The sequence below is a fragment of the Neptunomonas sp. CHC150 genome, from assembly GCF_030397555.1.
GTDB classification, from domain to species: Bacteria; Pseudomonadota; Gammaproteobacteria; order Pseudomonadales; family Balneatricaceae; genus Neptunomonas; species Neptunomonas phycophila.
Genome location: NZ_JAPNXU010000008.1, coordinates 168525 through 191122, shown reverse-complemented (window position 1 = coordinate 191122; position 22598 = coordinate 168525). Strand labels below are relative to the sequence as shown.

Sequence of the window (22598 nt, the reverse complement as noted above, 5' to 3'; positions counted from 1 at the left end):
TGGTCGCTCCTATAGCCATTACGAGCAGCAGGTGTCTTTTTTAGGCTCTGACGAGCAGGCTAACGCCGCATCGCGTTTTTCCTTCAGGGCTTGGCGAGTAATCTGCCAAGCCGATGAGAGGAATAAGCCGGCCATGATAGCGGCGACCAACAAATCAGGCCATGCACTGCCTAACCACCAAACGGCTCCAGCCGCACATAAAACCACCAAATTGCCGATGGCATCGTTGCGACTGCATAACCAGACCGAGCGGACGTTCGCATCACCGTCTTTGTAACGCATTAACAATAGGACACTCAATACGTTAGCTGCAAAAGCCGCGACAGCCACGCTCCCCATTGTGATGGGCTGTGGGCTATTGAGGACAAAGACGCGATAGATCGTGCTTCCCAGTACCCAAATAGCCATGAGTGTAAGGCTTAGCCCCTTGAACAGTGCCGCATTACTGCGGATTGTCACTGATTTCCCAATGGCCCATAAGCTAATGCCGTAACTGAGTGTATCGCCTAAAAAATCCAAAGCATCTGCTTGTAAGGCTTGCGATTGTGCCTGGATGCCCGCGATCATTTCGACACCAAACATCAGGCCGTTGATTGCAATAATGATCCATAGAATGCGTTTGTAAGCAGGGTCTAGACCGGTAAATTCGGTATTTGCGCAGCAATTTTGTGCCATGGTCGCTCCTTATTCATCGCCTTTTTCAGTGAGATAACTATCGATTAGGTCTAGTTTAAAATCTCTAGCGACTAGAGGTTCAAGGGGCAGCGCGTTAAAATATGTATTTTTTTTAAGGCCAAATATCGAATGAACATCACATTGCCATCTTTAGATCAGCAAGCTCGGCGCGTTGTACACGGACGAGGCCATTGTGTAGAAGGCGCTGAATCATTCAATATTGAGTGGCTACCTCCTATTATGTTGATCGTTGCGTACTCGCCTTTAACCGAAGATCAACTCGGGGCACTGGTTGAACTGCTTAGCGCTGAGCCGTTGGTGGAAGGCATTTACCTTCAAGAGCGGGATCAGCCTAAAGCACCTGTTAGGCATATTTGGGGCGACGAGCAGTGCCCGAGCGAGATCCAAGAGCATGGCCTGCGCTACCATGTGGACATTGGTACGCACCAAAACTTTGGTTTATTTCTAGATATGGCTAACGGGCGTGATTGGGTACGTGAGCGAGCTCAAGGCAAACACCTGTTGAACCTGTTTTCATACACCTGTGGCTTTGCTGTTGCCGCAATGGCCGGTGGCGCGGCTTCTGTCGTGAATCTGGATATGAGTAAATCGGCATTAAGCACCGGCCGAGCGAATTTACGCTTGAATGGGTTAGATGACAAACGCGTGCGCTTTTTAGGCCATGACTTATTTAAATCCTGGGGTAAATTACGCAAACTGGGGCCTTATGATGTGGTGATTGCTGATCCTCCGTCTATGCAAAAAGGTAGCTTTTTAGTAGAGAAAGACTACCCGCGCATTATTCGTCAGTTACCTACGTTACTGAAAAAAGAAGGGGTTGCCGTGTTATGTCTAAACGCTCCGTGGTTGGGGCGTCAGTTTATATTGGATGCCGTTGCCGAAGAGGCGCCCCAGTTAGTGCATGTCGAAACGCTAGAGCGGCCTGAGGTTGTTCAAGAAAAAAGCCCAGACGATGGCCTTAAAGTGATGATCTTTATTCATAAAGAGGGATAGCTTATGGCTAAGTTTTACGCGATAGGTCAGTTATCAAAACTAGCTGACTGCAAAGTCTCAACTATACGCTGGTATGAAGAACGCGGTTTTCTAGAACCGGCAACCCGCACCGAAGGCAATCAACGGCGTTACACCGATAAACATGTCACGACATTGCGCTTTATTCGTCATGCTCGTGCATTAGGGTTTGATTTAACAGAGATACAAAAACTGAGGCAGTTAAACGGTTGTTGTTATGGAGATCATATCGAAGCCGACACCATTGCCCAGCAACACTTGTTAGACGTTAGGGATAAGATTAAACGCTTACAAGCGGTTGAAGCTGAATTGGTGAGCATGATTGAAGATTGCCATTATGAGAAAAACCACCAGTGCCGCATCCTTGAGGTACTGGCGGATCATGACTTATGCGAAACCGATCATAAAGCGCTTTAGCGTCCTTTCCAAGGAACTAGCTTTTTCTCGCCGTAGCGCATCAGCATGTCGAATAGGTAGGCGATTATACCGATAACAATAATCCCCATAATGACAACATCAGTTACCAAAAACTCAGCGGCATTGAGCACCATAAAACCTAAACCTGCTTGCGCGGCGACCATTTCGGCAGCGACCAAGGTTGTCCAGCCAAAACCGATGCCAATTCGCATACCCGTTAGAATTTCTGGCATGGCGTTGATCAGGATGATGTGACGGATAACCTGCCAGCGGCTAGCCCCCATTGAGAAAGCGGCGTGTATCTGTTCAATCGCCACGGATTTCACACCTGCACGCGCGCTCAGAGCCATAGGTGCAAAAATAGCTAAGTAAATAAGGACAACTTTAGACACCTCGCCAATACCCAGCCAAATGATAACCAGTGGCAAATAAGCCAACGGTGGTAATGGGCGATAAAACTCAATGATGGGATCAAATAAGCCTCGAGCAACGCGGTTAACGCCCATAAAGATTCCGATGGGGATAGCTGTTAACGCCGCTAAAATGAAGGCGGAAAACACACGCATCATACTCCAACCGGTGTGCTCTAGCAGCGTTGCGTTAGCAAACCCTTCGGTAGCAACCTCCCAAAAACGTGCAACAACGGCACCTGGCGAAGGCAAAAAAAGCGGCTTAACCCATTGTAAGTACGTAGCAATATACCAAAAGCCAATCAACACTAAGGCGGTTGCGATGCTAATAGCTAGGCTCTTACCTTGGCCGGGTGCCCCGTAAGATTCACCGGGCTTTACAGGGCCTGCGGCAAATATTGATAGAAAACGTTGGGCAAGTGTCGGTTTGGCAACGGGTGGAGCATTCATTGCTTTTTGATTGCCTTTATTTACATTCTCTTTGGAATTTTTAATTGCGGCGTCTCGTTCGTAAGACCGCATGGTTGTCATAACGGGTGTTGTAGATTCCATTAGTGCAACCCTCCTTCGGCTTCATCGCCATGAATGATACTGAGCACTTGCTCGCGCATTGCGATGAATTCTGGCAAGGATTTAACCTTGCGAGCATCACGACATTCGAGAAAAATTTGATTAAAGTTCAGCGAGAACTCGTGAGTAATGCGCCCGGGGCGGGGTGACATAATAATCAAGCGGGAAGCCATAAATAAGGCCTCTTCTACACTGTGTGTAATGAAGAACATCATTTTTTGTGTTTGTTTCCATACATCCAATAACAGTTCTTGCAAGACTTCTCGGGTGAGTGCGTCTAGGGCACCTAAGGGTTCATCAAGTAACAGCATTTGCGGATCATTCGTCAGTGCGCGGGCTATCCCTACCCGCTGCTGCATGCCGCCAGAGAGCTGGTACACCGGGTGTTTGTGGAAGTCTTGCAGGCCAACCAGTTGTAAAAACTCAGCGGCTCTTTCGTTTCGCTCTTTTAAGCTAAAACCCTGTAATTTAAGACCAAACGCAGTGTTATCTAGAACGTTGAGCCAAGGTAGCAGCGCGTGCTTTTGGAACACGACACCTCGATCTTTACCTGGACCTGTAATTTGATCGTCTAGGTCTAACCCACAAGCAACCCGAGGTAATCCGGCTATTCCACTTTGTCCAAGTGTGAGATAACCATCGCTGGGTTGGATAAAACCCGCCATCAAGTTGAGAAGTGTCGTTTTACCGCAACCTGATGCCCCTAAGGCGACAACAAACTCCCCGGGTTCGATGGTAAAATTGATATCAGAAAGAGCGGTTACTGTCTCACCACCGTTCATTCCGGGGTAGCGCACGGAAACATCATGAATTTGTAAACGACTCATATCGTTCTCCTGTTAACTGTCTGGCAGGTAGTCATGGCTTAAAGGTTATTATGCAGAGCCATCAACACGCCTCGCTGGATGGCTCTGATGCGGTTACAGTTTGCTAGCGGCTTCTGCAAAAGAGGCATTAACAAACACGCTGTAGTCGTCAGCTAAGCTCGGTACTTTGCCCTGCTCTTTAAGAAACTCGGAAGTGAATTGCAGAGCTTTAGCCGCCCCGCCTTCAGCTCCGCAGCCTAACCATACGCAGCTCGTTTGCGCTTTTAAGTCTGGGAATTGGTACAAGGCCAAAACGCCAGCTACGTCATTTGCATTTCCACCCGTCATTTCTGCAATTTCTTTGATCATAGGTGTGTCAGCTGTCAGGCTATCTTTTGTGGTGCGGTAGGTTTCGTCAGCATCGGCAATCAATTTAATCAATTGCGCGACAAACTCAGGGTTCTCTTGGCCAAAGCTTTTATCGACAACCATTCCGTCAAAGGTAGCCTTACCCCAGTTGCTGAGCTCGCCAGATGTGATCAATACGCGACCAGAATCTTTGATGCGGCCTAATACGGGATCCCAGATAAAAGCGCCATCAATGTCGCCACGTTCCCATGCCGCTGCAATCGCATTAGGCTGCATATTGATAAGCTTTACATCGTCATCACTTAAGCCGAATTGTTCCAGCGCAAAGAGAGCGTGGAAGTGTGTTGTGGATACAAATGGGACGCCTAGTTTTTTACCTTTAAGGTCTTGCGGAGCCATAATGCCACTGCCATCGCGTACGACGAGTGCTTCGGCTTCATTGATGTTTTCGAGGATCCAAACCAGCTCGATCTCTAGACCACGATTAACGGCCGCGGCAATAGGGCTGGAGCCGGCGGTTGCGATATCAATATCACCAGAGGCCATGGCTGTAATAACTTTTGCTCCGGAATCAAACCGGCGCCACTCAATGTCTTTACCCGTTGCTTTTTCTAACTGCTTTTCAGCAATGACAGCTTTCCATGGGTTCATCATTCCTTGGTAACCAATAGTGATCGTATCGTCAGCACTGGCCATTTGAGAGAATAAAATACCGGTTGCCAGTGATAGTGCGGCGGCTTTTTTTATACAGTGTGTAATCTGTTTTACGGTCATGATGTTTCTCCTGAGCGGTCAAGGTCATTAAGTAAGCAAAAATTAACGCTAAAATAGGTGTTGGTGTTTCCTTGCAATTACCTTAGGAGCTGTGGACATCGATGGGATAGATCCAGTTACCTTAAAGCGTCAGTCCAGTTGACGCGTATGGTGTATTTTTTGCTTCAGTTTGGAGCAAACCTTAAACAATAGGCGTATTGGCAGTGCTAGAACATTACCTACATATTGAGTTTGATCCTGAACGCACCTTGCAAGATCAAGTCCGGGAGCACCTCGTCGACTTGATTTTGTCGGGCTGCCTACCAGTGGATAAAGCCCTGCCGTCTTCGCGCCGCTTGGCTAGTATGCTGGGCATCTCCCGTAATACGGTGGTTTTGATCTATGAGAGCCTAGTGGACAATGGCTTTATCGAATCCCGACCAAGAAAAGGTTATTTTGTTACTAACACGTATCAAGTTTCTGAAGCGATAGGCACCAAAACAGTGCATGCTGACTCGTCCACTTCGCTAAACTGGCACCAACGGTTTAAGAAACATCCCAGTGACCAACCTAATATTGTTAAACCCAATAACTGGTTGGGTTTTGAGTACCCTTTTATCTATGGACAGGTACAGCATGAGTTTTTCCCGCTAGAACAATGGCGCGACTGCGCGCGTAAAAGTATGTCCGGTCGTTGGAATAAGTATTGGATTAATGACTTGGTTGACTCTGACGACCCGATGCTGATTGAACAACTGCGAACACGCTTGTTACCGCGCCGTGGGATTTATGCCGAACCTAATGAAATTATTATCACGATCGGCACCCAAAATTCCCTTTACCTACTGGCTAACTTGTTGTGTAACCGTGACACCCGTGTTGGTTTAGAGGACCCAGGTTTTAGAGACGCGCATAACATCTTTGCTCAGTTTGATACGGACCTACACCTTCAACCTGTTGATGAAGACGGAATTATTGTCGATGAGCGACTACAAGCCTGTGATTATCTTTATGTTACACCCAGCCATCAGGTGCCTACGGGCGCAGAATTATCAGAAGAGCGTCGTCAGGCGCTATTAGAGATGGCGTCGGCGCATGATGTTGTCATTATTGAAGATGATTACGATGCCGAAATTAATATGCAGAAAACGCCTAAGCCAGCGTTAAAGGCTCGTGATACGGAAAATCGAGTGATTTATATTGGCAGTATGTCTAAGTCTATCTCGCCGGGCTTACGGATGGGTTTTATGGTGGCAGATGAAGAGCTCATTTCCGAAGTTCGTTCGTTGCGCCGTTTGATGTATCGTCATCCGCCGGTTAATAACCAACGACAAGTAGCCCTCTTTTTGTCCTTGGGATACTACGATACCTATTTACGTAAGATCCGCGAACTCAACGCCTCTAAACTAGAACGTATGGCAAGCGCCATTGATCGACATTTACCCGAAATGAAAACTACGGAAATTACCTCAGGAGCGACGTCTGTGTGGTTATCTGCCCCGCCAGGTGTTGATACCGAAGCCGTCTCGTGGGCGGCGGCTAAAAATAGTATTTTAATTGAGCCGGGTGCCGTACATTTTAGCCAACCAGAACCACCTAACCATTATTTCCGCTTGGGCTTTTCGGCCATCGCAAACCACAAAATTGAGCCTGGTATTCAGGCTTTAAAGCGCACTTTCGACGCATTTTTATAATCTGGTACTACTTTCCCTGCATGCTGGCACTATCGCCAGCAGGTAGTTCCCCTCTACCTTAACTCCACGGCTTGAGGCACCTGTTGACTTCAAACCAGTGCGTTTACGCGGAGAGTTGGAGCTACCATGCCTCATTTTGAAATTGCGTGTGTTATCGTTTTTTTAGCCTCAATTGTACGTGGCTATACCGGATTCGGCTTTGCAGCGATTGCCATTTCAGGGCTTAACTTGATTTGGCCAGCTCAGATGAGTGTGCCCGTTACACTATTTATTGATGTGATTAGCGCTGTGCGCTTATTACCCAGTGTGCGCCGCCATGCCGATATGACGATGGTAAAAAATCTATCTCTGGGCGCCGTTGCAGGGATCCCGATTGGGCTTTCAATGTTGCTTTTTATACCCGATCAGCCCCTTAAAATACTGATTAGTGGGTTAATCCTTTTAATGGCGGTTGGCCTGTTTTTTTCACCGTCCTTCAAAATTAAAGAGCGTGCTGCTTATACACGTATTGTCGGGGGAATTTCGGGGGGCTTTACCGCAGCGGCGTCTGTTGGCGGGTTACCTTTGATTTGCTACCTCATGAGCACCGCACAAAATGCATTAGTACAACGCGCCACCGTCGTCGTTTTTTTGGCCTGTACGGACATCGTCTCTATCGCTTTATTGTTGCTGTCAGATGCGGTTGATTTATCCATCTGGAAGCCCGTTTTACTCTTGCTCATACCAGCGGTAGCGGGTGTGCAATGTGGTCACTGGTGCTTTACTCGTCGTCCACCAAAAACGTATCGCACTATCGCCTTACCTATTTTAACGCTGTTGTCTGTCGTGACTTTATTTTACAGCAGCCAACAACTACTGACGTCATAAGGAGTTTACATGAATAAGACAGCCGTGATTACAGGGGCTACTTCAGGTTTTGGATTAGCAGCCGCTCGGCGCTTTGCTGCCGCGGGTTGGAATTTAGTTCTGACGGGACGTCGCGAAGAACGATTAGCACAAATTAAAGATGAGCTAGCTCAGACGTCTGTTTTAACGCTAGTGTTGGATGTATGTGACACCGAAGCGGTTCAGGCAGCCTTTTCCGGCTTAGCAGCACCTTTTAACCAAGTGGATGTATTAATCAATAACGCGGGGTTGGCCTTGGGAACAGAGCCTGCACAAGCGTGTGACTTAGCACAATGGCACACCATGATCGACACTAATATCAAAGGGCTAACCACCGTCACGCATGCGCTCTTGCCTAAACTCATCGAAACAGGTCGCGGAGCCAGCATCATCAACATTGGCTCCATTGCGGCTAACTGGCCTTACCCCGGCGGTAACGTGTATTGCGGAACCAAAGCATTTGTAGAGCAGTTTTCGCTGTCATTGCGCTGCGATCTAGCAGGCACTGGCGTTCGTGTTAGCTGTTTAGCACCAGGCTTATCTGAAAGTGAATTCACGTTGGTTCGCACCGGTGGGGACCAAGAGGCATACGATAATTTGTATAAAGGTGCGCACGCCATTCAACCCGATGACATAGCCGACACCTTGTTGTGGCTAGCGCAGTTACCCGCTCATCTCAACATAAACACATTAGAAATTATGCCAGTTAGTCAAAGTTGGTCGCCATTTGCCGTCAAGCGCGATCAATAACGAACCAAGTTAGGAGGTCAAAATTATGTCTCAGTACAGCGAATACACCAATGAACAAGTCCATACGATGGATAAAGCACATGTATGGCACCATTTAACACCGGCAGCGGCGGCTGAAAAAGGAATGCCTTTGTATGTCAAAGGGGAAGGTCTGCACTTATGGGATGCCGATGACAATTGCTATCTCGATGCTTCCGCCGGCGGGGTTTGGGTGACAAATGTCGGTTATGGTCGCAAGGCGATAGTAGATGCCATTAGCGAGCAGCTAATGGAGCTGAATTACTTTGCTGGTTCAATGGCGAGCAAACCGGCAGCGGTTTTTGCGAGCCGTCTGCTGGAAAAAATGCCGGGGATGGGCAAAGTTTTTTATTCTAGCTCGGGTTCTGAGGCAAACGAAAAAGCATTTAAGATGGTTCGCCAAATCTCTCATAAAAAATATGGTGGGAAAAAACGCAAAATTTTATACCGTGAGCGTGACTACCATGGCACTACCATTGCGGCATTGAGCGCTACAGGCCAATCCCAACGTCGCGATCATTTTGGACCGTTTGTGCCAGACTTTGTGGAATTTCCGCACTGCTTTGAATACCGCAGCCAATTTGGGGATGTAGAAGATTACGGTATTAAAGCCGCGCAGTTAATGGAGGAGGTTATTCTACAAGAAGGCCCGGACACTGTGGGTGGCGTCATCATTGAGCCTATTACCGCTGGCGGTGGTGTAATTTTACCTCCAGAAGGGTATATGGCCGAAATTCAGCGGATTTGCCGCAAATACGACATTTTGTTGATTGTTGATGAGGTCGTGTGCGGTTTAGGTCGAACGGGAGCCTGGTTTGGCTACCAACATTACGGCATTCAGCCGGATATCGTCACTATGGCAAAGGGTGTTGCGTCGGGGTATGCGGCCATCTCCTGTACTGTGACAACAGATGCTGTCTACCAAATGTTGCAGGAAGATAACGGCGATAAACTGGGCTTTTTCCGAGACATTTCTACCTATGGTGGTTGCTTGGCTGGGCCAGCGGCAGCATTGGCTAATCTTAATATTATTGAAGAAGAAGGTTTGATTGCTAACTGTGCTCATCTAGGTGAAGTTTTACTGCAGGGTTTACACGCCTTGAAAGAAAAATACCCGATGATTGGAGATGTGCGGGGCAAGGGCTTATTTTGCGGTATTGAGCTGGTACTTAATCGCGAAACTAAAGAGCCGGTCGACGAAGCGGTAGCGATTCAAATTGTAAATGCCTGTAAAGAGGCAGGTCTATTAATAGGTCGCACTAATCGTAGCTTTGAAACCTTTAACAACATTCTTAATATGAGCCCGGCTTTGTGCATCACTGCAGAGCAAATAGAGGATATTCTCAATATTCTGGATCGCGTTTTCGCAAAAGTAACATTGTAACCGTCTTTAACGCACATAAAAAAGGCTCATTACGAGCCTTTTTTTGTGGACCTCTGTCCATTGAGGTTTACCTGTGAGTATTAATGACGAGTATCTTTCATCGTGTGTTTAAGATCCCGCATGCGGTTATGTGTCAGCTGAATGGCATCGACATGGCTTGATAGGCGCGATGTTAGCAATGGGTCTTCCAGTTTTTCTACAGACTCTTTAAAGGTTTCTAATGCATCATCTTCGGCTTCTTCAAGCTGAGCAACGTATCGATAGTCTGTCTCATCTGACAGGTTAGACATAACATCGGTGTAAGTTTTGCGCATTTTACCAATTAATGTGCCACTTTCACTTGGCTCTTCGCCCATCGAAGACACGGTAGACTGCAAATCCTTTTCAATTGAGGCTCGGATATCAGCCATTTCAGTAAATAAAGCACTCAATTGAGGGGAGTTAACCTCTTTAGCGGCGTCTTTATAAAAAGCTTTGCCATCGTGACATACTGAAATCATATCGTTAACAAGACGGCTATCATGAGTTCCAAACATAGACATAGTTTTTCTCCTACTTAAATTAATTAAACGTACATGGAGTTTTAAACTTTTAATGCTATCCAGCGGCTTTACTGCCGCTGGTGTAACATAGGGTGTGGAGCTCCTGTTTATACAGGAGGCTTACCACGAAGAACGTGTGATACTAGTGAAACGACTAACAGCACAACGAAGACGAAAAATAATATTTTAGCAATACCTGCACTAGCACCAGCGATACCACCAAATCCTAAAACAGCTGCAATAATAGCAACTACAAAAAATGTTAAAGCCCAGCGTAACATAGCGAATCCTCCGCAATAATTAATAGGTACTTCTATTAATACAGTCAGTTAAACTGACTATTAACGAGCCTCTATTAGGTTGGCTAACTAACTCTAGGTTCGTGTCCGTAGAATTAATTCCGTTAATTACTAGAGATATAGCCATTTTCGTGCCAGTTTTATTTTTTCTATTTAATTCAATCACTTAATTTATAAAATACTTTTTTATTTATTTTTCATAAAAGAATATTCGGAAAAATTTAACCAATAACCGGTAATAATTTCCGAGTGTCGCTCATTGACTATACGCGCCCGTCAAACGCACTAAAGTATTAATCATTTTTAGATGGTTTTTATATTCTTTAACAAGCACCGTTATTATCTGTGTGACTAAACGGCGTAACTGGCTAGCGTTCGCAGTTACTTTGTTGCAGGGAACAGCAGGATAAAAAACTAAAGAGCTTCGATTTAATAACAGCCACATCGTGCCGTTATGATTGGCATTATTTTAGTAAGATCGAATTAACGGAGTTATCCATCGTATTCGCCTCCTGCTGTATCGCTATAGCTAACAGGAGGCGAGAAAGTATCAGACTATAATACGCCGAGAAATATTTTTTTATAAATCAGACTTTATTCCACGGTGACACTTTTTGCCAAGTTTCTAGGCTGGTCTACATCCGTTCCCTTCAACACGGCCACATGGTACGACAACAACTGTAACGGGATTGTGTATACGATGGGTTCTAATATTTGCGGCATGCTTGGCATACCCAACACATGGATACCTTCACCTGGCTGCACATCTTGCGTACTTCCGGCAAAGATGAATAGCTCACCGCCCCGAGCGCTGACTTCTTGTAAGTTAGCTTTAAGCTTATCAAGCATGTCATTTTGCGGAGCAACAGCAACAACAGGCATGTCTTTATCAACCAGCGCCAGCGGTCCATGCTTTAATTCACCTGCCGGGTAGGCCTCGGCATGGATATAGGAGATTTCTTTGAGCTTTAGCGCTCCTTCCATGGCAACGGGATACAGGGTTCCTCGACCTAAGAACAGCGAGTGGTGTTTTTCTGCAAAGGACTGCGACATAGACTCAATGGCTCCATCCATCGCAATCGAGCGCTCTATTAGCGAGGGAAGCTCGGCTAACGCCAATACAATTTCACGCTCTTTGTCTTCTGTTAGCTTAAAACGGCGACCGAGTACGATTGTTGTCAGCAATAGCGCAACTAACTGTGTGGTAAACGCTTTAGTCGATGCCACGCCAATTTCAGGCCCAGCTTTAGTCATCAAGTTTAGGTCAGACTCACGTACAAGAGAGCTACCCGGCACGTTGCAGATTGTTAAACTGGCTAAGATCTGATCTTGCACATCTCGCAGCGCTGCCAAGGTATCGGCGGTTTCGCCTGACTGCGATATGGAGACAAATAAAGTCCCTTCTTGAATCACCACCGAGCGGTAACGATATTCACTGGCCACTTCAACATGACAAGGTATACCCGCGAGGCTTTCCATCCAGTATTTGGCAATCATGCCGGCATGATAACTGGTTCCGCACGCAATGATCTGGATCTGTTTTACTTGATCAAAGATGGCTGTCGCTTGCTCACCAAACACAGATTCATCAACAAGGCCGTCATTGATACGCCCTTCAAAAGCCGCTAGCGTAACCGATGGCTGCTCGTAGATTTCTTTAAGCATATAGTGTTTGAAGCCGCCTTTATCAGCGGCAGTTACACCATGCTCATAGCGAGAAATAGGCCGCTCTACCAACTGACCGCTCTTGTCCCAAATCACTATTTCTTCGCGTGTAAGATGAGCGATATCGCCTTCTTCTAAGAAGATAAATCGGTCAGTTACCGGCAGTAAAGCAAGTTGGTCTGAGGCAATAAAGTTCTCGCCGATTCCTACACCAATGACCAACGGACTACCTTTACGTGCAGCCACTATTTCGCCAGAGTTGCTCTGGTGCATCACTCCTAAAGCAAACGCACCCTCCAATGAACCTACCGTTTGCTTAACAGCAGTGACCAAATCGGATCCCGATTTAACTGACCTATCAAGTAAGTGAGCGATTACTTCGGTATCAGTATCCGATGTAAATACGTATCCGTGCTCTTTAAGGTCACTTTTGAGGCGTTCAAAGTTTTCGATAATTCCATTATGAACAACCGCCACCTGATTACCCGACATATGAGGGTGGGCATTATGCTCAACAGGCTTGCCATGTGTTGCCCAGCGCGTATGAGCAATACCCGTACTACCAGGTAAGCCTAGCTCATCTAGCGCATCACCTAACGCTTGTACTTTGCCTGCTCGGCGCAAACGATTAATCGACGCTCCGTCCCATACTGCCATGCCCGCTGAATCATACCCACGGTACTCTAAGCGTTTTAACCCTTCGAGTAAGATACCGGCCACCGAACGTTCTGCTGTTGCTCCAACGATTCCACACATAAGGTTCTCCTTAGCTTTCCTTAGCTTTTTTGACAGGACGTTGCCAGTTGCTCAACATAACCTGTTTCGCACGCGCTACACTCAGAGTGTCATCAGCTACAGATTTAGTCACGGTAGACCCCGCACCAATGGTCGCACTATTTCCAACACTGACCGGTGCCACTAAAGCAGTGTTAGATCCAATAAACGCATTATCTCCGATATGGGTAGCCGATTTATTAACGCCATCATAGTTGCAGGTAATGGTTCCCGCACCAATATTGCTGTTTTTCCCTATGATCGCATCACCGATATAGGATAAATGATTTACCTTAGAGCCCTCGCCTATAATGGCTTTTTTGGTTTCTACAAAATTGCCAATTTTAGCGCCCTTCGCTAAATCCGTTCCTGGTCGAATACGAGCAAAGGGACCAATATCGCAACTTTCTCCAATGGTTGAGTCTTCGAGGACACTATTCGCTTTTATACGGGTATTTTTACCGACAGTGACGTTCTTCAATACACAATTTGGCTCGATCACTACGCCGGTTTCGAGTACAACTCGCCCTTCAAAAACAGCATTAATGTCTATTAACACATCACCAGCGACATCAACCGAACCTCGAACATCAACGCGTGCTGGATCAGCCAAGGTTGCGCCACTGAGCATTAATTGTTCAGCTTGCTGCAATTGATACCAGCGCTCTAACTGCGCTAATTGCACGCGGTTATTAACGCCCTGTACTTCTTGCTCACAACTAGGGTGCTGAGCGTCTATTCTTACGCCCTCAGAAGCCGCCATAGCGATAATATCGGTCAGGTAATACTCACCTTGGGCATTGTTTGAAGAAAGCGCTGGCAGCCATTTACGGAGCAGGCTAGTGGGTACCGCCATAATGCCGGTGTTTACCTCGTTGATCTGTAATTCATCGCTAGAGGCATCCTTCTGCTCAACGATAGCGATCACCTCATCGGTCCCTTTAGCGCGAACGATACGGCCATAGCCAGTTGGGTTTTCAAGTTTTACTGTTAATAAACCCAGCGCTCCCGTGTGGGCCGCATTCACCAGCTTTTGCATTGTTTCTGGTTGTGTCAGCGGTACATCCCCATACAAAATGAGCGTAACGCTATCATCGGCCAAATCAGGCACGGCTTGCGCCACGGCATGCCCTGTGCCCAGTTGCTCCGCTTGTACGGCGAATGACAATGATTCATCAGATAGTTGTTCTTTTAGCTGCTCGGCCCCGTGGCCTATCACTACATGTACACGGGCTTGACCTAATTGACGAGCATTATCTATCACATGTTTTACCATGGGTTTTCCGCCGACAGCGTGTAGCACTTTTGGTAAAGCAGACTTCATTCGGCTTCCTTGCCCGGCGGCTAAAATTACAATATCCGTTGTCATTACTGGTCCTGTTTATAAATGAATATGTTTTTTTGACATTATTTGGTTCTATGTTGGCGATGCTATAGGATGTAGCTTTAGATACAATCCTTTTTGTCAGGAAAATTTTGACAAATGAACATTAAAGCATTGGAACAACTCGGTCTTGAACATCGAGAAATACAGATATATCGAGCCCTTTTAGAGTTAGGCGCTAGCCCCATACGTGCCATTGCTGAAAAAGCGGGTATTAATCGAGGGACTACATACGATTGCCTCAAAAACTTGTTACAAAAAGGCTTAGTGAGTTATCTACCCAAAGGGAAACGCCGTTTATTTTCCCCACGTGATCCCTCAGTGCTCATGCAGCTAGCAGAACAGCGCCAATTAGAGCTTGAGCAGGCGGTACACCAATTAAAGACCAGTATTATCCCAGAACTTAACCATCTAAAACCTGAATTGCGTATCTCCGATGTACAATTTTATGAAGGCGATGATGGTATTGAATTTGTACTACGCGATATTTTAAGCAGCGTATCAGCTTCGAGCCAACGGCATTATTCCGTTTTTTCGTCCCGCCCTATTCGCTCACACTTATATCGTCCTTTTCCTAACTACACAGCTCAACGTGTAGCAAAGGGGATATCAGTCAGTGTTATAGCGATTGGCGAAGGTGGTGAAGATGCCGATTTGTCAGAACGAAAGTGGATAAAAACATCCGATAAAGCCGATGCCGCTTATATAGCCATTTATCCGCCCAAGTGTGCAATTATCTCGTTAGCGAATAATAACTACCCTACCGCTGTTGTGATTGATTCGCAGGAAGTCGCCGCCACTCAACAAATTATCTTCGATACGCTATGGCAACTTTTATAATAGCGCTAATTGAGTAAGCCCCAGACACAAAAAAGGCAGCCTAAGCTGCCTTTTTTAGATGAGTCATATACGACGTCAGATTACCTACCTAGTTTTGCACGAATCTCTTGGATCGTACGCAACTGAGCGGCTGATTCTGCAAGTTGAGCAGCAGCGCGACCATATTCAAAGTCACTCTGCTTATCAGCCATTGCTTCTTCAGCGTGCTTCTTCGCTTCTTTTGCAGCCGCTTCATCCAAGTCTGCACCATACAATGCAGTATCAGCTAAAACGATTACTTTATGTGGCTGTACTTCTAAAAAGCCACCAGAAACGTAAAAGATATCCTTTTCGCCGCCCTGCTTACGCAGTTCGACAGGGCCTGGTTTCAGTTCCGTTAGAAGCGGAGCGTGACCTGGGTATACACCCAAGTCACCCAGGCTACCTGTTACTGATACGAACTCGATTAGACCTGAGAAGATCTCTTCTTCAGCGCTTACGATATCGCAATGAACAGTCATAGCCATGTTTCTTACCTCTTAAAGGTTTCTAAACCAGACGCTTACATGCTCTTGGCTTTTTCGATCGCTTCGTCGATGCCACCAACCATGTAGAAAGCTTGTTCTGGTAGTGAATCGTACTCACCAGCCAAAATGCCTTTAAATCCACGGATAGTGTCTTTCAGAGAAACGTACTTACCTGGCGCACCTGTGAAGACTTCAGCTACGAAGAACGGCTGAGACAAGAAACGCTGAATCTTACGAGCACGTGTTACCACTTGCTTATCTTCTTCAGACAACTCGTCCATACCTAGGATCGCAATGATGTCTTTCAACTCTTTGTAACGCTGTAATACGTTCTGAACCTGACGAGCAGTCTCGTAGTGCTCAGTACCAATCACTAATGGATCTAGCTGACGAGATGTAGAGTCAAGTGGGTCGATCGCAGGGTAGATACCTAGCTCAGCGATTTGACGAGACAATACAACCGTTGCATCCAAGTGAGAGAACGTTGTTGCTGGCGATGGGTCAGTCAAGTCATCCGCAGGTACGTATACCGCTTGGATAGAAGTGATAGAGCCAGTTTTAGTCGAGGTGATACGTTCTTGAAGAACACCCATCTCTTCTGCCAACGTTGGCTGGTAACCTACCGCTGAAGGCATACGGCCTAGCAACGCTGATACCTCAGTACCTGCCAATGTGTAACGATAGATGTTATCGACGAACAACAGTACGTCACGACCTTCGTCACGGAATTTCTCAGCCATCGTCAAGCCAGTCAAAGCAACACGTAAACGGTTACCCGGTGGCTCGTTCATCTGACCGTATACGAGAGATACTTTGTCCAATACGTTGGACTCTTTCATCTCGTAGTAGAAATCGTTACCTTCACGAGTACGCTCACCAACACCTGCGAATACAGAGAAACCAGAGTGCTCGATCGCGATGTTACGGATAAGCTCCATCATGTTGACGGTTTTACCTACACCGGCACCACCGAACAAACCAACTTTACCACCCTTCGCGAACGGACATACAAGGTCGATTACCTTGATGCCTGTTTCTAACAGCTCGTTAGATGCTGCTTGGTCAGCGTAAGACGGTGCTTTACGGTGAATAGGCATACGCTCTTCTTCACCAATAGGGCCCGCTTCATCAATTGGGTTACCCAGCACGTCCATGATACGACCCAGTGTCGCTGTACCTACTGGTACAGAAACTGGAGCGCCAGTATTTGCTACTTCTAAACCACGGCTCAGACCTTCAGTCTGACCCATAGCGATCGCACGTATAACACCATCACCCAGCTGCTGCTGAACTTCTAGCGTTAGACCGGATTTTGATACGGTCAGCGCGTCATAAATTTTCGGTACGCTGTCACGTGGGAATTCCACGTCGACTACCGCGCCGATAATCTGAACAATTTGTCCGCTACTCATGTTCGGATCCTCTTTATTTTTTAACCCGTTACCGTATTAAACAGCCGCAGCACCTGAAACGATCTCAGAAATTTCCTGAGTAATCGCAGCTTGACGAGCTTTGTTGTAAACCATTTGTAACTCGTCAATAAGGTCACCAGCGTTATCTGTCGCATTTTTCATTGCTAACATACGCGCGGCCTGCTCGCAGGCGTTATTTTCAACAACTGCTTGATACACTTGAGACTCGACATAACGTCTAAGCAAAGATTCTAACAATGCTTTCGCGTCTGGTTCGTACAAATAGTCCCAATGATGATTCATCAGCTTGTCGTCGTCTTCTGCCTTCAGTGGCAGCACCTGTTCAACGAAGGGAGTTTGCGTCATTGTGTTAACAAATTCGTTACCTACAATGTACAAACGGTCCACTTTACCTTCGGCAAAGCTATCCAACATCAATTTTACTGAACCAATTAAGTCAGCAATCTCTGGCGTATCGCCCAGTTGGTTTTTAGCAGCAACAACGTTACCACCGTAGCTTTTGAAAAAAGTAATCGCTTTTGATCCTAAGGCACAGATATCTACCTCAACACCGCGATCGTTATATTCTTTCATGCTTTGAACGGCTTTTTTGAACACGTTAACGTTCAAACCGCCACACAGGCCGCGATCGCTCGTTACAATAATGTAACCAACACGCTTAACCTCACGTTCTTGCATGTAAAGGTGCTTGTATTCAGGATTCGATTTAGCCAAATGCTGAATAACACCACGGATACTGCGAGCGTACGGGCGGGAAGACTGCATGCGATCTTGAGCCTTACGCATCTTACTTGCAGCTACCATTTCCATAGCGCTAGTAATTTTGCGTGTGCTGCCGATGCTCGCTATTTGCGTCTTTATCTCTTTTCCGACTGCCATAGTTCCGCTACCTAAGTTCCGCCTAGTAAAGGGTAAGTAGTAACCTGATTAACATGTTACTACTGCGCCACATTTACCAAGTTTGAGTTGACTTGAACTTCTCGATACCCGCTTTAAATTGTGAAGCGATCTCATCATTAAAGTTACCTGACTTATTAATAGAGTCCATCAGGTCAGCGTATTCGCTGTTAAAGAATGAGATAAGTGCTGCTTCAAAATCCAGGATCTTGTTCAGTTCAACATCTTTCAAGAAACCTTCGTTTGCTGCGAATAGAGACAAGCCCATTTCGCCAACAGACATAGGTGTGTACTGCTTCTGCTTCATTAACTCAGTAACAGCCTGACCGTGTTCTAGCTGAGCGCGTGTCGCGTCATCTAGGTCAGATGCGAACTGAGCGAAAGCTGCCAATTCACGATACTGTGCCAATGCCAAACGAACACCACCACCTAACTTCTTGATGATCTTAGTTTGTGCTGCACCACCTACACGGGATACAGACAAACCAGCGTTGATCGCTGGACGTACACCTGAGTTAAACAGGCTAGTTTCCAAGAAGATCTGACCATCAGTGATGGAGATTACGTTAGTCGGTACGAATGCAGAAACGTCACCGCCTTGGGTTTCGATAACTGGTAGAGCAGTCAAAGAACCTGTTTTACCTTTTACTTCACCGTTCGTGAACTTTTCAACGTAATCAGCGTTTACACGTGCTGAACGCTCAAGTAGACGAGAGTGCAAGTAGAATACGTCACCAGGGTATGCTTCACGACCCGGTGGACGACGTAACAATAGTGAGATCTGACGGTATGCCCATGCTTGTTTAGTCAAGTCATCGTATACAATCAGGCCATCTTCACCGCGGTCACGGAAGTATTCACCCATAGTACAACCTGTGTACGGAGCCAAGAACTGCATTGCTGCAGGATCAGCTGCGCCAGCCGCAACAACAATGGTGTGATCCATTGCGCCGTGCTCTTCCAGTTTGCGTACTACGTTTGCAATAGTCGATTGCTTCTGACCAACCGCAACATAGATACAAGTCACGCCGGTATCTTTTTGGTTGATGATTGCATCGATTGCAATAGCTGTTTTACCGATCTGACGGTCACCGATGATCAGCTCACGCTGGCCACGGCCTACTGGTACCATCGCATCAATCGCTTTCAGACCTGTTTGTACAGGCTGATCAACTGATTGACGATCGATAACGCCTGGCGCTACTTTTTCAACAGCGTCAGACAATTTAGATTCGATTGGGCCTTTGCCATCAATCGGGTTACCTAGTGCGTCAACAACGCGGCCACGTAGTTCAGGGCCAACTGGTACTTCAAGGATACGGCCAGTACAACGAGCCGTCATGCCTTCTACCAAGTTCTGGTAATCACCCAATACTACGGCACCGACTGAATCGCGCTCTAGGTTGAGTGCCATTCCGTAAACACCGCCAGGGAATTCAATCATTTCCCCGTACATAACGTCAGCTAGACCGTGGATCAGAATGATACCATCGGATACGCTGACGATAGTGCCCTCGTTTCGGGCTTCAGAAGTCACATCCAGTTTTTCGATGCGCTTCTTGAGAATCTCGCTGATCTCAGATGGATTCAGTTGCTGCATGATTATTCCTCAATCTCAGGAATTCAGAGCTTCAGCCAGTTTCGCCAAACGGGCGCGAACTGAGCCGTCGATTACCAGGTCTTGCGTGCGAATTACAACACCACCCAAAATGGTTTGATCCACTTCAGTTGTCATTTTCACATCACGACCCAGCTTAGCGCTGAGAGCCTGAGTTAATTTCTGTTGCTGCTGCTCATCCAGTTCGTAGGCAGTTGTCACTTCAATATCGACAGACTGCTGTAGAACAGCTTTGAGCTGCTCGAATTGCTTGCTCATTTCAGGTAACAGAGCGAGACGATCATTTTCTGCGAGTAAGTGAATCAGGTTTTTGCCTGACTCATCTAAGTAATCTTCACAGACAGAAATGAGCGTACCCGCTTTCTGTTCACTGCTAAGCGATGGGTTGCTTAGAATCTTAGCCATATCGCTGTCTGCTGCAACACCACTCAGTGTTGCAAGCATCGCGGACCACTGATCCAAAGCACCTTTGTCATTCGCAAATTCGAAGGCAGCTTTCGTGTAAGGACGAGCGACTGTATTGAGTTCAGCCATCGTAAACCTCGCTTAAAGCTCCGCTGCTAGTTTATCAACCAGCTGAGCGTGGGCTGCTTGGTCAACCGAAGCACCAAGAATTTTCTCTGCACCTGCTACTGCTAATACAGCAACTTGTGAACGGAGTTCTTCTTTAGCACGGTTAACTTCCTGTTCGATTTCTGCCTGTGCTGATGCGGTTACGCGCTCAGCTTCCGCACGTGCGGTTTCTTTGGCTTCTTCGATTAACTGGTTAGCCCGCTTATTAGCCTGTTCGATGATGGCGGCTGCTTGCTCTTTGCTTTCACGCATGTTTGCAACAGCTTGTTCTTGCGCCAATTCCAGATCGCGCTTAGCACGTTCTGCAGCGTCAAGGCCTTCAGCTATCTTCTTTTTACGTTCTGCTAGGGCATCCGTAATAGGAGGCCACACGTATTTCATGCAGAACACAACGAAGATGGCGAAAGCGATAGCCTGACCAATGATGGTTAGATTGATATTCACGCCATTACCTCTCGCGGTTGTTCTAAAAAGTAGTTATCCCGACAAGGGAAGTTCATATTGTCGACTACTTATTAGCCCGCAACAGCGAACATCAGGTACATGCCAAGACCAACACCGATCATAGGTACAGCATCTACTAGACCCATTACGATGAAGAAGTTCGAACGCAAAAGTGGAACCAATTCCGGCTGGCGTGCAGCACCTTCCAAGAATTTACCACCCAGCATGCCGATACCTACAGCAGCACCAATAGCAGCCAGACCCATCATCAGTGCAGCAGCCAGAAATACTAGCGCAGTAGCCATTTCCATCAGATTATCTCCAAGTTTTTTAAAGTTAAGGTTAAAGTTAATTGGTTAAAGTTAAACTTTTTTAGGTTGTATCACGTTTTAGTGATCATCATGCGCCATTGCTAAGTAAACAATAGTCAATACCATGAAGATGAATGCCTGCAGCGTGATTACCAAAATATGGAAAATTGCCCATGGAACCGACAGGATCCATTGCAGCCAGAATGGCAGCAGAGCAATCAAGATAAAGATCATCTCACCCGCATACATGTTACCGAACAGTCGCAATGCCAGTGATACTGGTTTAGCGAGCAAGCCAACGACTTCCAGGAACAAGTTAAATGGTAGTAACCATTTACCGAGCGGATTGAAAGCCAATTCAGCAAAGAAGCCACCAAACCCTTTTTGTTTGATGCTGTAGTAAACAATCAAGCCAAATACGCTAAACGCCATACCTAATGTTGCGTTTACGTCAGTTGTAGGTACCACTTTCATGAAGTGGATGCCCATTTGGCCGGCAACATACGGGATCCAATCTACAGGCACAAGGTCCATCGTATTCATCAGGAAGATCCAGACGAAGATAGTCAGTGCTAACGGTGCTATCACCGCATTTTTGTAGTGGAAGATGCCTTTAACGTTGTCGTCAACAAACTCGACGATCGATTCGATAAAGTTTTGTGTGCCATTAGGTACGCCCGCAGTAACATTTTTAGCGACTTTTCGGAAAAGCCATAAAAATAGGATACCGAGGCCTAACGACCATAGCATTGTGTCAACGTTGATAGCCCAGAAACCCATCTCCGCCGCTTCAACCGCTGAATGAGCAAAGCTCCAGCCGTTTTCAGGGTGGTTACCAAACGTAAGATTGGTAAGGTGATGGGATATATATTCTGAGGATGTGATAGTTCCGCTAGCCATTCTCAGCTCTCTCGTTAAGTTTAAAGTTTTAGGAATCGGTTATTCAGTTTTATCTGCAGAAAGCCATGGCTTAAATGCAGCAAAATCAAAACTGAAAATATGGAAAATGGACTTATCGGTTTAACGAAGAACAAGGCTAAGCCTAAGCAAACCAAGTAAATCATCATTTTCCATATTTCACCGATGTACATATCCGCAAGTGCAGCTCGTGCCGAGCCAAAATTACGGAGCGATAAAGCGCGCCATGTAAAATAGGTTTGTGGAATCAAATAAATGACACCACCTAACAACGCTGAATAGCCAGCCACGACTCCATTTGTTAGAGCGATAGCGGCGGCAATTAACGCGATGCCGGCTTGAACGCCGAGAACTTTGAAAGCGCGTTTTCGCGTCTCACGGGTATGCTTACCCGGTTTGATGGCTTGGCTTTCGTTCACGTGCAAATCAAACTCTTTATGCCCTATTTTGGAACACTGTATCCAAATAGCGTGCCGATTATATGGGGTTCAGCCCCGATACTCAACTAGCTACTGTCGGGATTTGCACTAATGTCTTAGCGCAGATCATACTAATGTCGCGAGTTTTTATTCTAAATAGCTCTTTAGGCGGCTTTATGTGCACTTAGGGTGGTATTTATGCCAAATAAAGT

24 protein-coding genes are annotated in these 22598 nt (G+C 46.5%); 7 read left to right on the top strand and 17 right to left on the bottom strand.

Annotated elements, in window-relative coordinates; all coding sequences use genetic code 11:
- Positions 1-18: 18 nt before the first annotated feature.
- The gene (locus OW491_RS10170; RefSeq protein WP_290035852.1) at positions 19-675 is read right to left on the bottom strand and encodes a cation transporter; all 657 of its coding nucleotides are present in this window, start codon (positions 673-675) and stop codon (positions 19-21) included.
- 129 nt (positions 676-804) lie between these two features.
- On the opposite strand from OW491_RS10170, the gene OW491_RS10165 reads away from it, so the two are divergent.
- Both OW491_RS10165 and OW491_RS10160 read left to right on the top strand, forming a co-directional pair.
- Positions 805-1689: a class I SAM-dependent methyltransferase gene (locus OW491_RS10165; RefSeq protein WP_290035851.1), complete on the top strand. Its 885-nt coding sequence runs from the start codon at positions 805-807 to the stop codon at positions 1687-1689.
- A 3-nt stretch (positions 1690-1692) separates the two neighbouring features.
- On the top strand, positions 1693-2124 hold the full coding sequence (locus tag OW491_RS10160; RefSeq protein ID WP_075174012.1) for a helix-turn-helix domain-containing protein: 432 nt from the start codon (positions 1693-1695) through the stop codon (positions 2122-2124).
- Here the strand turns inward: OW491_RS10160 and OW491_RS10155 are convergent.
- The 3 genes from OW491_RS10155 to tauA all read right to left on the bottom strand — a co-directional run bounded on the left by OW491_RS10155 (position 2121) and on the right by tauA (position 5053).
- Positions 2121-3086, bottom strand: coding sequence for an ABC transporter permease subunit (locus tag OW491_RS10155; RefSeq protein ID WP_290035849.1), 966 nt, complete (start codon positions 3084-3086; stop codon positions 2121-2123). The genes OW491_RS10160 and OW491_RS10155 overlap by 4 nt on opposite strands.
- Complete coding sequence (locus OW491_RS10150) at positions 3086-3931, bottom strand: taurine ABC transporter ATP-binding protein (RefSeq protein ID WP_075174011.1); 846 nt, start codon at positions 3929-3931, stop codon at positions 3086-3088. Before OW491_RS10150 ends, OW491_RS10155 begins: the two co-directional genes overlap by 1 nt.
- A gap of 93 nt (positions 3932-4024) precedes the next feature.
- On the bottom strand, positions 4025-5053 hold the full coding sequence (gene tauA, locus OW491_RS10145; RefSeq protein WP_277252469.1) for a taurine ABC transporter substrate-binding protein: 1029 nt from the start codon (positions 5051-5053) through the stop codon (positions 4025-4027).
- A 203-nt stretch (positions 5054-5256) separates the two neighbouring features.
- On the opposite strand from tauA, the gene OW491_RS10140 reads away from it, so the two are divergent.
- The 4 genes from OW491_RS10140 (at position 5257) to OW491_RS10125 (ending at position 9763) form a co-directional block, all read left to right on the top strand.
- Positions 5257-6726: a PLP-dependent aminotransferase family protein gene (locus OW491_RS10140; protein WP_215151550.1), complete on the top strand. Its 1470-nt coding sequence runs from the start codon at positions 5257-5259 to the stop codon at positions 6724-6726.
- 126 nt (positions 6727-6852) lie between these two features.
- A complete protein-coding gene (locus tag OW491_RS10135; RefSeq protein WP_215151549.1) occupies positions 6853-7593 on the top strand; it encodes a sulfite exporter TauE/SafE family protein in 741 nt (246 codons plus the stop codon).
- Between the two features lie 9 nt (positions 7594-7602).
- Positions 7603-8361 (top strand): SDR family NAD(P)-dependent oxidoreductase, encoded by a 759-nt coding sequence (locus OW491_RS10130; protein ID WP_290035848.1) that lies wholly within the window; start codon positions 7603-7605, stop codon positions 8359-8361.
- Positions 8362-8386: 25 nt separating this feature from the next.
- Positions 8387-9763: an aminotransferase class III-fold pyridoxal phosphate-dependent enzyme gene (locus OW491_RS10125; RefSeq protein WP_290035847.1), complete on the top strand. Its 1377-nt coding sequence runs from the start codon at positions 8387-8389 to the stop codon at positions 9761-9763.
- Positions 9764-9843: 80 nt separating this feature from the next.
- Here OW491_RS10125 and OW491_RS10120 read toward each other — a convergent pair whose 3' ends face one another.
- From OW491_RS10120 to glmU, 4 genes are all read right to left on the bottom strand, one after another.
- A complete protein-coding gene (locus OW491_RS10120) occupies positions 9844-10305 on the bottom strand; it encodes a PA2169 family four-helix-bundle protein (protein ID WP_075174005.1) in 462 nt (153 codons plus the stop codon).
- 107 nt (positions 10306-10412) lie between these two features.
- Positions 10413-10586 (bottom strand): DUF1328 domain-containing protein, encoded by a 174-nt coding sequence (locus tag OW491_RS10115; protein WP_075174004.1) that lies wholly within the window; start codon positions 10584-10586, stop codon positions 10413-10415.
- Between the two features lie 612 nt (positions 10587-11198).
- Positions 11199-13025 carry a glutamine--fructose-6-phosphate transaminase (isomerizing) gene (gene glmS / locus OW491_RS10110; RefSeq protein WP_290035845.1) on the bottom strand — a complete coding sequence of 609 codons (1827 nt, stop codon included), beginning with the start codon at positions 13023-13025 and terminating at the stop codon, positions 11199-11201.
- Between the two features lie 10 nt (positions 13026-13035).
- Positions 13036-14412, bottom strand: coding sequence for a bifunctional UDP-N-acetylglucosamine diphosphorylase/glucosamine-1-phosphate N-acetyltransferase GlmU (glmU, locus tag OW491_RS10105; protein ID WP_290035843.1), 1377 nt, complete (start codon positions 14410-14412; stop codon positions 13036-13038).
- 114 nt (positions 14413-14526) lie between these two features.
- Between glmU and OW491_RS10100 the strand changes: the two genes are divergently transcribed.
- On the top strand, positions 14527-15267 hold the full coding sequence (locus tag OW491_RS10100) for a helix-turn-helix domain-containing protein (protein ID WP_075174001.1): 741 nt from the start codon (positions 14527-14529) through the stop codon (positions 15265-15267).
- An 80-nt stretch (positions 15268-15347) separates the two neighbouring features.
- Here OW491_RS10100 and OW491_RS10095 read toward each other — a convergent pair whose 3' ends face one another.
- The 9 genes from OW491_RS10095 to OW491_RS10055 form a co-directional block, all read right to left on the bottom strand.
- Complete coding sequence (locus OW491_RS10095; RefSeq protein ID WP_083610167.1) at positions 15348-15773, bottom strand: F0F1 ATP synthase subunit epsilon; 426 nt, start codon at positions 15771-15773, stop codon at positions 15348-15350.
- Positions 15774-15808: 35 nt separating this feature from the next.
- Positions 15809-17185, bottom strand: a complete 1377-nt coding sequence (atpD, locus tag OW491_RS10090) for a F0F1 ATP synthase subunit beta (protein ID WP_075174000.1) — start codon at positions 17183-17185, stop codon at positions 15809-15811.
- 36 nt (positions 17186-17221) lie between these two features.
- Positions 17222-18085, bottom strand: coding sequence for a F0F1 ATP synthase subunit gamma (atpG, locus tag OW491_RS10085; protein WP_075173999.1), 864 nt, complete (start codon positions 18083-18085; stop codon positions 17222-17224).
- A gap of 73 nt (positions 18086-18158) precedes the next feature.
- A complete protein-coding gene (atpA, locus tag OW491_RS10080) occupies positions 18159-19703 on the bottom strand; it encodes a F0F1 ATP synthase subunit alpha (RefSeq protein WP_075173998.1) in 1545 nt (514 codons plus the stop codon).
- A gap of 15 nt (positions 19704-19718) precedes the next feature.
- Positions 19719-20255 carry a F0F1 ATP synthase subunit delta gene (locus OW491_RS10075; protein ID WP_075173997.1) on the bottom strand — a complete coding sequence of 179 codons (537 nt, stop codon included), beginning with the start codon at positions 20253-20255 and terminating at the stop codon, positions 19719-19721.
- A gap of 12 nt (positions 20256-20267) precedes the next feature.
- The gene (locus OW491_RS10070) at positions 20268-20738 is read right to left on the bottom strand and encodes a F0F1 ATP synthase subunit B (protein WP_075173996.1); all 471 of its coding nucleotides are present in this window, start codon (positions 20736-20738) and stop codon (positions 20268-20270) included.
- Between the two features lie 71 nt (positions 20739-20809).
- Positions 20810-21049, bottom strand: a complete 240-nt coding sequence (gene atpE, locus OW491_RS10065) for a F0F1 ATP synthase subunit C (RefSeq protein WP_075173995.1) — start codon at positions 21047-21049, stop codon at positions 20810-20812.
- A 78-nt stretch (positions 21050-21127) separates the two neighbouring features.
- Complete coding sequence (gene atpB / locus OW491_RS10060; RefSeq protein ID WP_075173994.1) at positions 21128-21949, bottom strand: F0F1 ATP synthase subunit A; 822 nt, start codon at positions 21947-21949, stop codon at positions 21128-21130.
- A gap of 20 nt (positions 21950-21969) precedes the next feature.
- Positions 21970-22386, bottom strand: coding sequence for an ATP synthase subunit I (locus tag OW491_RS10055; protein WP_246283369.1), 417 nt, complete (start codon positions 22384-22386; stop codon positions 21970-21972).
- Positions 22387-22598 lie beyond the last annotated feature (212 nt).